This window comes from Nitrospirota bacterium (assembly GCA_016214845.1).
Classification (GTDB): domain Bacteria; phylum Nitrospirota; class Thermodesulfovibrionia; order UBA6902; family UBA6902; genus SURF-23.
In genome coordinates this window covers 214,153-227,798 of the sequence record JACRMS010000037.1, presented here as the reverse complement: position 1 = coordinate 227,798, position 13,646 = coordinate 214,153, and the positions used below count along the sequence as shown (strand labels likewise).

Genomic DNA, 13,646 nt, shown 5'->3' with positions numbered 1-13,646 from the left:
ACCACAGAGTAAACGGAGCGGACCAGAAGAAGATATGAAGTTGAGAGGTTGAGAAGATAAGCAAAAACTCCCGTCATTTCCCATCTTCAAAACTTCTTATCTTCTTAACTTCTTTGCTTTCTTTTTTAGAACGTGACCCTTCTTAAGATATCCAGTTCATCAAGCACCTTGCCGACGCCTCTGGCTACAGCAGTGAGAGGGTCTTCGGCAACGGTCACGGGAAGTCCTGTCTCGTGCTTCAACAACATGTCAAGGCCTCTCAACAGCGCCCCGCCGCCGGCAAGTATAATGCCCCTGTCGACGATATCCGATGCAAGTTCAGGCGGCGTATTTTCAAGGGCCACCTTTATCGCATTTATTATAACGGTAACATTTTCACTCAAGGCTTCCCTGATTTCATCTTCATAGATCGTGACAGTCTTTGGAATACCAGAAACAAGGTCCCTCCCCTTTACGTCCATTGACCTGTTTTCTTCATCAACCTTGAATGCGGAACCGATCTGTTTTTTGATAAGCTCCGCTGTCCTTTCGCCGATGAGGATCCTTCCCTTGTTTTTAATATGGTTTACTATGGCCTCATCCATCTTGTCGCCGCCCATTCTCACGGCCTTGCTGTATACAACGCCGTGCAAAGAGATGACGGCAACGTCGGTGGTCCCGCCGCCGAGGTCGACGATCATGTTGCCTACCGGCTCTCCGATCGGCAGACCCACGCCTATTGCAGCAGCCATCGGCTCTTCTATGAGATAGATCTCGCGCGCGCCGGAGGCCTGTGCCGCGTCTTTAACAGCGCGCTGTTCAACCTGAGTAATGCCTGAGGGCACTCCGATGGCGATCCTCGGAGATACGAAACTCTTTCTGTTATGGACCTTCCTGATGAAATATTTAAGCATCTCGCCTGTCTTGTCAAAATCAGCGATAACGCCGTCCTTCAGGGGCCTCATTGCTATTATATTGGCAGGCGTTTTGCCCAACATCTTCTGCGCCTCAAGACCTACTGCAATCACCCGGTCCTTCTGTATGGCAACCACAGAGGGTTCATTGCAGACAATTCCTTTGCCTTTCACAAACACCAGGGTATTGGCCGTGCCGAGGTCTATTGCAAGGTCATTTGAAAACCATCCAAGAATTTTATGGAACATTTAATCCTCCCGTTTCTCTTCTACAACATGTGTCTTTGCAAGTTCGTCGCCGAGCCTCATGCCCTTTTCACTCCCGATGAGGACCAGGCTTTCAAAAAGCACGACGACCGCAATAACTATGAAAGAAAATATCCAGCCTATCAAAGGGATCACGTTTAAAATCCCGACCAGCATAAATCCGGCCCCGAAAGGAAAATTCCTGATGATCGATTCCTTAAAATTACAGGCCCTGACCTTATCGGTATTATGATAAATGATCACCCTGAGTCCTATTAACTTCTTGCCTGCGCTCCTGCCGTCAAAAAGTCCGTCGGCTATCAGGAGATATGTCAGCCCGGCAAAAAAACCAACCTTCGGTATCGCCTCATACAGCGCTGCAACAATGATAAAGTCAATGGTCCTGGCTATTATCCTGTTCAGCAGTCCCGCTTTGCCTGACTCTTTTGGCTCGCTGACTGGTTGATCAAAAAGGGACTCGGAGACGTTCATTTTTAAATTCCATAAATAGTAGCAGATAGACTGTTTTATTTCAAGAAACAGTATAATTTGAAAGCCCTGAAATTAGCAATGAATGAAAAGTTTGATACAAAATCTTGACAATGTATTTGGATATGATATTATTCCATTATGAATCCTTATCAGGAAGGAGGTGAAGACGGGATGAAGAAACCTTTGAGCAAAAAAGCGCTTTTAAAAGAGGCTGACTTCTGGGACAACCTTAAGAAAGTAGCAAAAGAAAATCCTGGCAGGTTATGCCACAAGTGAAAGGGCTGAAAGAGCTGATAGTTGCTGGTCCAGCAACTGAAAAAGCAGATATGGCAGGTACGCTCAGAGGATTTCGAAAGAGACGTCTGCCATATTTGCCCAAAAATCTCTTCCCGAACAAAGTTTATGTCAATTAACCACGCCTTTGATTTTTTCATACAATGGCATCTTACCGAAAAATGCAATCTCCGCTGCAAGCACTGCTACCAGACGGACAGGAAAATGGACGAGATGTCCTTCTCCGAGATATGCGACACGATCGATGAGGTGTCTGATACCTTAAGTGAATGGAAAAAAAACTATGGGGTAGATTTCTCTCCGAGCTTCAACATAACCGGCGGAGAGCCTTTTCTGCGCAAGGATTTATTTGAAATCCTCTCAAGACTCAGCTCTCAGGGTTTTAGTTTATACCTGCTTACAAACGGGATTCTTATTGATGACAAAAAGGCAAAAAAATTATTTGACCTCGGCGTAAAGGGAGTGCAGGTCAGCGTCGAAGGAACTGAAGAGATACATGAATCGATAAGGGGCAAGGGCAGTTATTCCGCTTCCATGGAAGGCGTCAGGCATCTGCTTGACGCGGGGTTGAAAGTGACACTGAATGCCACACTGTCTTCTTATAATGCCGGCAGTTTTATGGACATGATCGAGCTGTCGTCAAATCTCGGCGTGCACAGGCTCGGTTTCTCAAGGCTCGTTCCCTCAGGCAGGGGAGAATTAATGTTAATAGAAATGCTGGCAACAGACACAGTGAAGGCGCTTTATGAAAAAATATTTTCTACTGACACGGGCCAGCTTGAAATAGTTACAGGCGACCCGGTTGCCTCACAATTAAGAGACAAATCTGATAACGGCGACCTCGGAGACGTCCCCACTGGAGGCTGCGCCGCCGGCATATCGGGACTGACCATTCTCCCTGACGGCACACTTGTCCCGTGCAGGAGACTGCATGTCCCCATAGGCAATATAAGAAAAGATTCATTGCGGGAGGTATGGGCAACCTCGGATGTCTTAAACGCCCTGCGAGACAGAAAAAGTTATAAAGGAAAATGCGGCACATGCAAGAGATGGGCTGAGTGCAGGGGATGCAGAGCCATCGCGTATGCCTATCCAACGGCAAATGGAGAACATGATGTCCTCGCGGATGACCCGCAGTGTTTTATAGAGCAGTTTTAAGCTGACAGCTATAAGCTGATAGCTATCAGACAAAAAACACAGAGCATAATAATAGAGAACTTGATTATCTCTTATGCAGTAACCATGAAGGAGGAACACAATTATGTCTAAATGGAAGATCGATCCGGATCATTCGGTGGCCGCATTTAAGGTGCGTCATATGATGGGCGCTTATGTCCACGGCCAGTGTAATAAACTTTCGGGCGAGGTCAATTTCGACCCTGCTGATATAAGTAAAACATCTGTTGCACTGGAAATTGACGTTGACAGCATTTACACAGGAATTCAGAAACGCGACGACCATCTCAGGAGTGTGGAATTCTTTGAAGTTAAAAAATATCCCAAGATGACCTTCAAAAGCTCCATGGCCGAAAGGACAGGTTTTAACGCCTGCAAGATAACAGGAGATTTGACCATTCACGGAATTACACGTCCCGTAATAATAGAGGTTGATTTTTTCGGCCCCGTGAAAAGCCCGTTCGGAGACACAACCCTGGGCTTTTCCGGTAATGTCACAATCAACCGGGAAGACTACGGCATGATGTGGAATGTGCCGCTGGACAACGGCGGCCTGATGGCGAGCAAAGAAGTTAAGATCTCTATGAATATAGAAACCGATCTGGTTTCGTAGGGGCATTCACATGTAATGCGAAATTCAGGATCGTCTCCTGTTATACTTCACAGCATTGTTTCTGGAAAGGTCTACGGGGTATTTCTTTTCATTGAGTACAATTTTGGCGAGGGCTTCTTTTTCGATATCGATGTTCAATTTATCGGCAAGGCGGACAAGGTAAATGAATACGTCCGCGATCTCTTCTTTCACCTGAGCAAATTCTTTTTCAGAATTGACAATGTCCTTTGACTGCTCTTCCGTAAGCCACTGAAAGATCTCAAGCAGTTCAGCAGTCTCGGCGGCAAGAGCCATCGAGAGGTTCTTCGGGCTGTGGAACTGGTCCCAGTTTCTGTCTTCGGCGAACTTGCGGAGTTTTTGCCGGATGTCGGGGAGGTTCATTTTTTCTCATTTGATTTTATTTTTTATTGGTAAATAGCTCTGTTTGCTTACAATACTTCTGCCCAACTCCTTTTCAGTTTCTTTCCGTGCTATGCCTGCCACACGCCCTCCACGCCGGGCCACTTTTTTACTTTTGTTAAAGGTTTCAGGTTTTTCCTTTTGTAACTTTTTCGCCAAGCATAGTAAAAATCAATTCCAAATCGGTCATGTGATCGCGAAGGTTATCATTTTTCCTGGTCAAATCTTTTAATTCTTTGTATTCAGAAGGCGTTATTCCGAAAGTCGCTTTAGATATTTCAGCGGTAAGAATGGCATAATCCGATTCAGTTTCGATCCCTCTCTCTTTCCATTCATCAGTCAGATTTTGGCGGATAGCTATGCCCCGCAATCGTTTATCAATCCAATCCTTTGGATATCCTTTTTGTCCATACAATTGCTTCATACGCTCTTGGGCCAGCTCGGGATTTTCAATTTCCTAGACTCTCTCGTAGCCCACTTGCGCCAGCCATTGCTTAAACGGCTCGGCTTTTGACGACGGAATAGACTGAATGATACGGAACATACCTTTAGTATTTGCGCAGTCGGTAGTGTATTTCTTGCCGTCGGATGCCTCTAATTTCAGTTGTACCCAAATTGGGGACAACTGAAGGTCTATAAACTCTCTTTGCTTCACTTTTCCCCAATATTGACTAGGGATGGGGGAATCTGTCAATGCTTCTACAACATCAACAACAGAAAAATACCATTCGTCATTGTGCCAGATCCGTCTGATTTTTTTACTCCCGAAAACGACGATATTATTTTGTTCCATTATTGATTCCCCTATTCATTTATTTCTTCCCCTCCACAATCGCAATCTCCTCCGGCGTGAGGGCGTAGAGGGCATAGACCATTTCGTCGATCTGTTTTTCGAGGGCGGAAGTATCGGCGTTTACTTCCCCTCTATCAAGAGGGGATTGAGGGGTGGGATTTTCGATCTCCTGCACTCGTTCATAGCCAACTTTAGCCAGCCAACGCTTGAAAGGTTCAGCCTTGGGAGAAGGGATAGACTGGATGATACGGAAAATGCCTTCGGTGTTAGCGCAATCAGTCTCTCTCGACTTTCCGTCTGGAGCAGTCAATTTCAACCCGTGACAAAATGTCACAACTTCACTTCCATCCCTTTTCAAGTAAGGTATCAGTATTCGAGTATTTTTTCAAGAATAAACCAAGATATCACGGAGACCTTACGGCAAATTCAACGGGAAGCCCCTGCCCTGCTTCAACGCCTTGAGCAGTCTTTCGGCATATTTTCTTTCAACTGCGAAGCCGTATTTTTTCGCGGAGGTAAAGGCCCCGGAGAACGCCTTACCGGCTTTCTCTTTTCTGCCTTTTAAATATTCAAGCTCGCCAACTCCGAGGATGCAGTAGATCTGTCCCCTCGGGTCTTTTGTCTGTTTGAAAAAGCCCATCGACTCTTTATAACTCTTCAGCGCCTTTTCATGATCTCCAAGCATCTTATAAGAAGTGCCGACGCTCCAGAGTGTGTAGGCGTAACTGACCCTGTCGCCGATCTGTTTATACAGGACTTCCGCTTTTTTAAAATATCTGAGGGCGTTTTTATAATCTCCATTCATGCGGCAGACATTGCCCAGGCCGCAGAATGAATACGCAAGCCCGAAGCGGTCTTTCAGTTTGTTGAAACTCTGATTGGCCAGAGTATAATATTTTCCTGAATCCTCAAACCTCTCAGCAATCCTCGAACTGCCGCCAAGCCCGCAGTATGTATAAGCAACGCCGGATTTATCTTTCAACGCCCTGAACTTTTTCAGAGCGGAATGGAAATCTTCCAGCGCCTTTTTAATGTCTCCCTTTATCCTGTACGTCCCTGCTTTCGCCCATGTGGAAAAGGCTTCGCCTTTTTTGTCGTGGAGGGTTTTGTATATTCCGTTGGCTCTGCGGATTAAATTCATGGCTGTACTCCAGTCGCCTAACGCCCGCAAACTTAGGCCCAGCCCGGCAAGCGCGTCAGCCTCCGCGGTCCTGTCATCAATGGCTCCCGCTATCACAAGCCCGTCTTCGTAATATTTTTTCGCCTCAGTGAAATCGCCTTTCGCCCTGAATGTGTCGGCCAGGGAGATTGTGCAATCAAGAGCGCCGTCAACATCTGCATTCTTTTTAAAATGCGCAAGGGCCTTTTGATACAACTCGATCGCCCGTCCGTATTCAGCGGCCTTCCTGTATTTCTCTGCTTTGTCGAATAAATCTCTTTTCAATTGCACCTCTCTCTCACGATCCTCACGGTCTCCGCGTAATCTATTGAATTGTAAAACGCGTTGCCCATGACCACAATGTCCGCGCCTGCTTTGTGGACTTCCGCCACATTATCTACTGTGACTCCGCCGTCCAGTTCTATCTCTGCTTTATATATATTTTCGGTGATGATATTTTTCAATTGTTTAAGTTTTGGGAGGACCTCAGGGATAAACTTCTGCCCGCCGAAACCGGGGTTCACTGACATCAAAAGGACCATGTCAACGAACGGGAGTATAAGCTCGATACTGCTGAGCGGAGTTGCCGGGTTGATCGAGACAGCCGCCTTCACCCCGCATTCTTTTATCTTCTGAATGCTCCTGTGCAGATGCACACACGCCTCCGCGTGGACGGTGATAATGTCCGCGCCGCTGTCAGCGAAATCCTTTATGTATTTATCAGGGTCTTCTATCATGAGGTGCACGTCAAGCGGGAGCGCCGCGACTTTTTTCACTGCCTTCACAACAAGCGGGCCGATGGTGATATTGGGGACAAAATGCCCGTCCATCACGTCAACATGGATAAGGTCAGCCCCTGCCTTTTCCGCTTCCTTGATCTGTTCACCAAGCCTTGAAAAATCTGCCGACAAAATAGACGGCGCAATCTTAATCATAAACCCTCCTTCTTTTAGCTGCCAGCTGCCTCAAAATGTAATTTAGAAAATGCAGATGTTGTGAAATAATTTGTTTTTCGATACCGAAACGTAATCTTAAATAACTTATTATTGCAAATTATTATTTGAAGCTACCTGCATAATATAATAAAATCCATCGAGTTAAACAAATTGTTGAACAATGTCTGCATTTTCGCGGTTAGAACCAGCTCGGCCTGCCGCTTCCAAGCGTGACCTCAACCGCGTCTCCCTTTCTGATAATCTCCCCTGCCGCCGGCCTCTGGGCGACGACCTTGCCGCCCTCTTCCTGCTCAACCAGTTCGATGCCGAGTTGCTGCGCCAGCATCTTAGCGTCATCCACGGTCATATTAACAAAAGAAGGGCACTTATAAAATACATCGTACGGCCCGAGGCTTACAAGAAAATTTATTTCATTGACCTTGATATTTCCCGGCAGAGGTCTCTGGGCGATGATCGTCCCCTTCTCAACTGTATCGGAATGCGTCCATGTGACCTTCCCGGCCTTCATTTCGAGATTGGCCAATGTAAGTTTTGCCTCATCAAGAAGCTGCCCCTCAAAAGACGGCAAAGAAAACATCTCCTGCCCCTTGCCCTTGCTCACAATTACATCCACCTCGGCCCCGGGCGCGGCCTTTGTTCCCGGTTCTGCAAGCTGCCTTATGATATGGCCGCCCGGAACATTGTCGTCATAACTCTGCCCTTTTATCGCAAGCGACAATTTTCTTTTATTCAACATCTCCGTCGCCTCGGAAACGCTTTTCCCAGTAAGAGAAGGGACCACCCCGGTCTTGCCGAAGCCTATCTTCTCAAAAACAAGATACGCGCCTCCCGCGCCGACGACGGTAAATATGACAAAATACATGAGCAGTTTTAAAAAGTTTTTCATGATTGATCGTTTTCAAAAATCACACATACACTAAGAACAATTTTTTGTCCGCAGATTTCGCAGATTGCACAGATTTATTGAAAAACTTTTTCTGTGTCATCTGTGAAATCTGTGGATTAATTAAATTTAATCATTTCCGTGTCTCAGTGCCTCTGTGTTTAGTGAAATCTCATTCCCTCCTTAATTTTTCTTCCCTGCAAAAAGGCCCTGATCTCCATGGCGGGTTTTCCCGGCGGCTGTATCTCAAGAATGGAAACGCTGCCCTTTCCCGCGCCTGCAATGAGTTCGTCTTTTGAGGCCTTGAAGATTTCACCTGGCCCGCCGCTTTCGTCTAACGGCGCGGCCTTCAGGATTCTAATCCTTTCACCTTCAAGAAATCCATAAGCCCCCGGCCAGGGATTCATGCCTCTGATAAAATTACACACCTCTGCCGCGGTTTTTGTCCAGTTGACGGCCCCGTCGGTCTTTTTAAGAAGAGGAGCGTATATCGCTTCGCCTGTTTGAGGCTGAGGCGTAATTGAAGCATTTTCCACTTCTATTAATGTGCGGACAATAAGGCCTGCTCCAATCTTTGAGAGTTTGTGAGAAAGGTCCTCTGCCGTGTCTTCATGTGAGATCTCCGTCTCTTCCTGCAGTAAAACCGGTCCGGTATCCATTCCTTCATCCATGAGCATCGTAGTGATGCCCGTGGTTTCCTCGCCGTTTATTATCGCCCAATTTATCGGAGCGGCCCCCCGGTACTTCGGAAGGAGAGATGCGTGAATATTTATACACCCGAACTCCGGCAAACCGATTATCTCAGAAGGCAGTATCTGTCCGTATGCCACGACAACGATCACGGAGAGATTTAACGCCCCTAATTCATCAATGAAGTTTTTGTCCCGGACCTTTAAAGGCTGGAGGATTTTCAGCCCCAACTTCTGCGCTTCGATTTTTACGGGACTGGCGGAAATATGCCTTCCACGTCCGCTCTGCCTGTCAGGCTGGGTTACAACGGCAAGGACTTCATGTCCTGCATCAAGCAGGGTTTTAAGAGGCAAAACTGCAAATTCCGGCGTGCCGAAAAAAACAAGCTTCATTCCTTTGACAACTTTTCTCTTAGATAACGCTTTTTGAAAAATTCCTTTTTAATGCGCCCCATCCTGTCAATAAACAGTTTTCCGTTCAGATGATCTATCTCATGCTGAAGCGCCCTTGCCAGGAGGCCCTCCGCTTCTATCTCAACAGGTTTGCCATGCCTGTCAAAACCTTTCACGGCCACTTTCATGGCCCTCTTCAGGACCGTCGTATAATCAGGGATGCTGAGACAACCTTCTTCTGCTTCTATCTCCCCCTCAAGATGCACGATCTCCGGGTTCACCAGCACGATCAAAGGGACCTTTTCCTCACTCAAACTTATATCAATGACCGCAAGCCGCTTTGATACGCCTACCTGATTGGCCGCAAGCCCCACACCTGGCGCGGCGTACATGGTCTCTATCATGTCGTCAATGAGGTCCTGGAGCGCAGAATCAATATCATTGACAAGCTCGGTCTTTTCTCTCAGGACCTTTTCAGGATATTTTACGATCTCGCGTACTGACATGGTTTTAATTTAATCGATTTTTTGTGGAAATAACAAGGTGAAGGCGCGCTGCGATTGACTATGGTATTATTGGATGAAATGAATAATTGGAAGGACAATGTACACTTCATCCTTGTGGAGCCGAAGGAGCCGGGCAATATAGGAGCTGCCGCGCGCGCGATCAAGAACATGGGTTTCAAAAATCTCTCCATAGTGCATCCATCATATGTCATAACGGATGAAGCCCTCCGGTTTGCGCACGGAGCTGCCGATATATTGAGGTCCGCCGCGGTCTTTAATTCACTTAAAGATTCTGTCAGGGACAAATCAATTATCGCCGGCACGTCAAGAAGGAAGGGAAGAAAGCGCGGGGTGTTTGTCCCTGCCGGACCCGGCGCGCAAAGGTTATTTCAAATTGCGAGCTCAAACAGGATTGGTATTCTCTTTGGACGGGAAGACAGGGGGCTTTTCAATGAGGAAATTGAGGAATGCGGTTTTCTCATGACAATACCATCAAGCAAAAAGCAGCCGTCTCTCAATCTGGCGCATGCTGTCTTAATCATTGCGTATGAACTTTCAAAGGCCGAGTACACAACAGCCGATAGTACGTTACCTTTCCCCGGACTGGTTGGCAATAAAGAACTCTCAGCCTTATACGGGAGGATAGAAAAGACGCTTAAACTGCTTGAGTATATTCCGCATGGCAAGAAAAACCTTTCCGGAAAGATCATTCAGAACCTTAAGCACCTTGTCGGGCGCGCGGGATTGACCGACTGGGAAATGAAAATGTTTCACGGCATCTGCTCGCAGATAGAAAAGAAAATAACCGGGCAAACCTGAATAAGGCTGATATACTGAGTGGTAAACTCTGTTTCAATGGTTGCTGAAATGGAAGACTGTAGAAGAATTTCTATACGACACCTTGAAAGGGTAGTCAGTAGACAGCAGTAAGTAGCTGGGAACCCCTAAACTACTGTCTACTAACTACCAGCTACTGTTTTATTGTCGATTATAGAAATTCTGGAGCAGGCTTTCATTTCGGATGCAAGATACTGCAGGAAAGTGCATTTTGGGTTAACCCCCTACTATTTTAAGAAAAATCAAATATAATATTAGATATGAAATACGGTGAGAAGGAAATCGCGAAGGCTAAACTCGAAAGATGGGACAACCCCCATCAGGACAGGGATTATACAATTGAGATAAGCTTCGGTGAATTCACCTGCCTGTGTCCCCGTTCCGGCTATCCCGACTTTGCTACAATTAACATCAACTACGTCCCTGATAAATATATAGTGGAACTTAAATCGCTGAAACTCTATCTCAATAAATTCCGCAGTCAGCACATATCTCATGAATCCGCTGCAAATCAGATATTCGACGACTTGAAGAAATTTTTGAAACCGAGACATCTTGAGGTAACTGGAGACTTTAATCCAAGGGGCAACGTAAAGACAGTCATAAGAATATCTTCTTAACAAACCTTTCGAGGAAAAACATGGATTTGATCCACAGTTTATTTTACCGCAACATAGACGTTGTCTTTTTCATCTACGGCCTCGCGTTCGTGACGATGGGGTTCACAGTACTGGTCCAGCCGAAAAAAGGAAGCGAGTTTAAGATCGCCAACATCCTGTGGCTCCTCGCTGCATTCGGCCTCACTCACGGGCTGAATGAATTCATGGACATGTGGGCCATAATTAAAGGCAGAAATATTACCATAGATATGGCCCGCTGGTTTATCCTTGTTATCTCCTACTTTTTCCTGTTTGAATTCGGCAGAAAACTCTCCCGCCTGAGCATCCCGATGCTCCCCGATTGGCAGAAAAGAATTGTCAACGGGCTTGTCTGGTGGCTGTTGCCCGCGATAGGTATTTCCATACTTTTGGGCGCTTTTATATCCCATGATTTCTGGGAAGTCGGCAGTATCTGGACCAGATATCTTTTAGGGTTTCCAGGCGGCGTCCTGATCGGTTTCGGATTTTATTCATATTACAAATATGAACAGAGTATTCTGGAACCTTTAAAAGTCAGGAAGTATTTTCTGCTGGGCGGGTATGCTTTTCTGGTTTACGGCGTCCTTGGCGGTATTATAGTACCCAAAGGAGATTTCTTCCCTGCAAACTGGCTTAACACTGATTCATTTCTTATAACAGTCAAACTCCCTGTGCAGGTATTACGCGCGCTTTGCGCGATAATTGCCACGTGGGCCATAGGCGGGATGCTGACAATCTTCAACTGGGAAATAAGAAGCAAGCTTGAAGAGGCTCAGTTGATATTGCGGCAGCAGTTGAAAGAATCTGAGGACAGGTACATGGACATCGTTGAAAGCTCCTCAGACATGATCCACTCTATAGACACCGACGGCACCCTCATCTGTACAAATAAGCAGGGATTCAAACACCTCGGCTATTCACAGGTTGAGCTTATCGGAAAACATATTAGAGAAATCTATACGCCTGAAACATGGAAAGAAGTGGAAGACAAGCTCGAAAAACTTGAGCGCGAAGGGTCCATCTATATTGACAGCGGTAATATAATCAAAAAAGACGGGCAAAAACTCGATATCACCATTTATATGATAGCGATGTATGACACCAAAAGAAGATTGCTTGGAGCGAGACTGACGGTCAGGGACATTACTGAACGCAAACAGGCTGAAGAGGCCCTCCGGGAAAGCGAAGGAAGGTACCGTCTTCTTTTCGAGGAATCAAGGGACGCGATTTATATGGCAACACAAAACGGGGAGTTTGTTAATATCAACCAGTCCGCGCTGGACCTTTTCGGTTATACAAAAGAGGAGATACAGAAATTAAATATCACCGATCTGTATGTCAATCCCGTGGACAGGGACGGGTTCCAGCAGGAAATAGAGCAGAAGGGTTTCGTCAGGGACTATGAGGTGAAATTGCGCAGGAAAGACGGGACCGTGATGGACTGTCTGGTAACTTCGACCATGCGGCGGGACAAACATGCCAACATCGTCGGGTATCAGGGGATCATACGTGACATTACCGGGCTGAAAAGAAAGGAAGAGGAGCAGTTAAAGATAGAAAAGCTTGAGTCGGTGGGGATCCTGGCAGGCGGCATCGCCCATGATTTCAATAATATACTGACCAACATTGTCAGCAATATCGCGCTTGTAAAGATGTCCATGAAAACCGGACAAAATGAATATGATATACTTACGGACGCGGAGAAGGCCTGTCGGCACGCCAAGTATTTAACGAACCAGCTGCTGACATTCTCCAAGGGAGGGGCGCCGATCAAAAATATAACCTCCATCAAGGACGTGCTGAAGGAATCAGCGGGCTTTGCATTAATGGGCTCCAACGTCAGATTTGATCTTTCTATTGCAGACGACCTGCGCCCTGTGAAGATAGACGAAGGGCAGATAAGCCAGGTCATTAACAACCTTGTTATCAATGCAAACCAGGCCATGCCGGACGGCGGCGCCATTCATGTCCGCGCTGAGAATGTGACCGTAAATGGGGACAACGCCTTTTCCGTGCCAAAAGGTGAATATGTCAGGATAACGATCAAAGATGAAGGGACGGGCATCCCGAAAGAGTACCTGAAAAAAATATTTGACCCCTACTTCACCACCAAGCAGAAAGGTAGCGGTCTCGGCCTGACAACCACCTACTCCATCATCAAAAACCATGATGGATATATTAACGTCGAATCGGAATTAAACGCCGGGACAACATTCTACATCCACCTTCCCGCCTCCAGCGAGCCGATAGAAAAATATAATGAGAAACCGGACAGGCCACTGAAGGGAGAAGGCAAGATATTGCTGATGGAAGACGATAAGATCATCCAGAAATCCGTCGCAAGGATACTTAAGCAGCTCGGCTATGAAGTCGAGGTCGCCGACAACGGAGACGAAGCCATCGGGCTGTACAAAAAAGCCAAAGGGTCCGCAAACCCTTTTGATATAGTCATGATGGACCTGACCATTCGCGGCGGGATGGGGGGCAAAGAGGCCATCAAGATACTTCTTGCTATTGACCCGGATGTTAAGGCCATTGTCTCAAGCGGTTACTCCAACGATCCGATAATGGCTGATTTTAAACATTACGGCTTCAAGGGGATACTTATAAAACCCTTTGAGATAGAAGAGCTGAGCGCGCTGCTGCATAAGGTGATGGAAGAAAGCTGATGTCGCCTTC

At 46.5% G+C, this 13,646-nt stretch carries 15 protein-coding genes and 1 pseudogene; 6 read left to right on the top strand and 10 right to left on the bottom strand.

Translation table 11 applies throughout. The features are described from left to right. Positions 1-125: 125 nt before the first annotated feature. The gene (locus HZB61_14870) at positions 126-1,142 is read right to left on the bottom strand and encodes a rod shape-determining protein (protein MBI5057892.1); all 1,017 of its coding nucleotides are present in this window, start codon (positions 1,140-1,142) and stop codon (positions 126-128) included. Next, complete coding sequence (locus HZB61_14865; protein MBI5057891.1) at positions 1,143-1,631, bottom strand: RDD family protein; 489 nt, start codon at positions 1,629-1,631, stop codon at positions 1,143-1,145. A 138-nt stretch (positions 1,632-1,769) separates the two neighbouring features. Here HZB61_14865 and HZB61_14860 point away from each other — a divergent pair, with 138 nt between their 5' ends. The 3 genes from HZB61_14860 to HZB61_14850 all read left to right on the top strand — a co-directional run bounded on the left by HZB61_14860 (position 1,770) and on the right by HZB61_14850 (position 3,714). Further along, complete coding sequence (locus tag HZB61_14860) at positions 1,770-1,907, top strand: hypothetical protein (protein ID MBI5057890.1); 138 nt, start codon at positions 1,770-1,772, stop codon at positions 1,905-1,907. Between the two features lie 126 nt (positions 1,908-2,033). Continuing rightward, a complete protein-coding gene (locus tag HZB61_14855; protein MBI5057889.1) occupies positions 2,034-3,083 on the top strand; it encodes a radical SAM protein in 1,050 nt (349 codons plus the stop codon). Between the two features lie 103 nt (positions 3,084-3,186). Further along, the gene (locus tag HZB61_14850; GenBank protein ID MBI5057888.1) at positions 3,187-3,714 is read left to right on the top strand and encodes a YceI family protein; all 528 of its coding nucleotides are present in this window, start codon (positions 3,187-3,189) and stop codon (positions 3,712-3,714) included. Positions 3,715-3,738: 24 nt separating this feature from the next. On the opposite strand, the gene HZB61_14845 is transcribed toward HZB61_14850, so the two are convergent. From HZB61_14845 to def, 8 genes and pseudogenes are all read right to left on the bottom strand, one after another. Next, positions 3,739-4,095 (bottom strand): nucleotide pyrophosphohydrolase, encoded by a 357-nt coding sequence (locus HZB61_14845; GenBank protein MBI5057887.1) that lies wholly within the window; start codon positions 4,093-4,095, stop codon positions 3,739-3,741. A gap of 6 nt (positions 4,096-4,101) precedes the next feature. Beyond that, a pseudogene (locus HZB61_14840) lies at positions 4,102-4,906 on the bottom strand (Bro-N domain-containing protein). A gap of 19 nt (positions 4,907-4,925) precedes the next feature. Next, positions 4,926-5,279, bottom strand: coding sequence for a hypothetical protein (locus HZB61_14835; GenBank protein MBI5057886.1), 354 nt, complete (start codon positions 5,277-5,279; stop codon positions 4,926-4,928). 42 nt (positions 5,280-5,321) lie between these two features. Beyond that, on the bottom strand, positions 5,322-6,350 hold the full coding sequence (locus HZB61_14830; protein ID MBI5057885.1) for a tetratricopeptide repeat protein: 1,029 nt from the start codon (positions 6,348-6,350) through the stop codon (positions 5,322-5,324). Then, positions 6,347-7,000 carry a ribulose-phosphate 3-epimerase gene (locus HZB61_14825; GenBank protein ID MBI5057884.1) on the bottom strand — a complete coding sequence of 218 codons (654 nt, stop codon included), beginning with the start codon at positions 6,998-7,000 and terminating at the stop codon, positions 6,347-6,349. Before HZB61_14825 ends, HZB61_14830 begins: the two co-directional genes overlap by 4 nt. 199 nt (positions 7,001-7,199) lie before the next feature. Then, positions 7,200-7,907, bottom strand: coding sequence for a PASTA domain-containing protein (locus tag HZB61_14820; GenBank protein MBI5057883.1), 708 nt, complete (start codon positions 7,905-7,907; stop codon positions 7,200-7,202). 158 nt (positions 7,908-8,065) lie between these two features. Then, complete coding sequence (locus tag HZB61_14815) at positions 8,066-8,986, bottom strand: methionyl-tRNA formyltransferase (protein MBI5057882.1); 921 nt, start codon at positions 8,984-8,986, stop codon at positions 8,066-8,068. Next, positions 8,983-9,492 (bottom strand): peptide deformylase, encoded by a 510-nt coding sequence (gene def, locus HZB61_14810; GenBank protein ID MBI5057881.1) that lies wholly within the window; start codon positions 9,490-9,492, stop codon positions 8,983-8,985. Before def ends, HZB61_14815 begins: the two co-directional genes overlap by 4 nt. Before the next feature lie 78 nt (positions 9,493-9,570). Here def and HZB61_14805 point away from each other — a divergent pair, with 78 nt between their 5' ends. From HZB61_14805 to HZB61_14795, 3 genes are all read left to right on the top strand, one after another. Further along, positions 9,571-10,311 carry an RNA methyltransferase gene (locus tag HZB61_14805; GenBank protein MBI5057880.1) on the top strand — a complete coding sequence of 247 codons (741 nt, stop codon included), beginning with the start codon at positions 9,571-9,573 and terminating at the stop codon, positions 10,309-10,311. Positions 10,312-10,589: 278 nt separating this feature from the next. Next, the gene (gene queF, locus HZB61_14800; GenBank protein MBI5057879.1) at positions 10,590-10,949 is read left to right on the top strand and encodes an NADPH-dependent 7-cyano-7-deazaguanine reductase QueF; all 360 of its coding nucleotides are present in this window, start codon (positions 10,590-10,592) and stop codon (positions 10,947-10,949) included. Between the two features lie 20 nt (positions 10,950-10,969). Further along, complete coding sequence (locus HZB61_14795) at positions 10,970-13,636, top strand: PAS domain S-box protein (protein MBI5057878.1); 2,667 nt, start codon at positions 10,970-10,972, stop codon at positions 13,634-13,636. Positions 13,637-13,646: the final 10 nt, after the last annotated feature.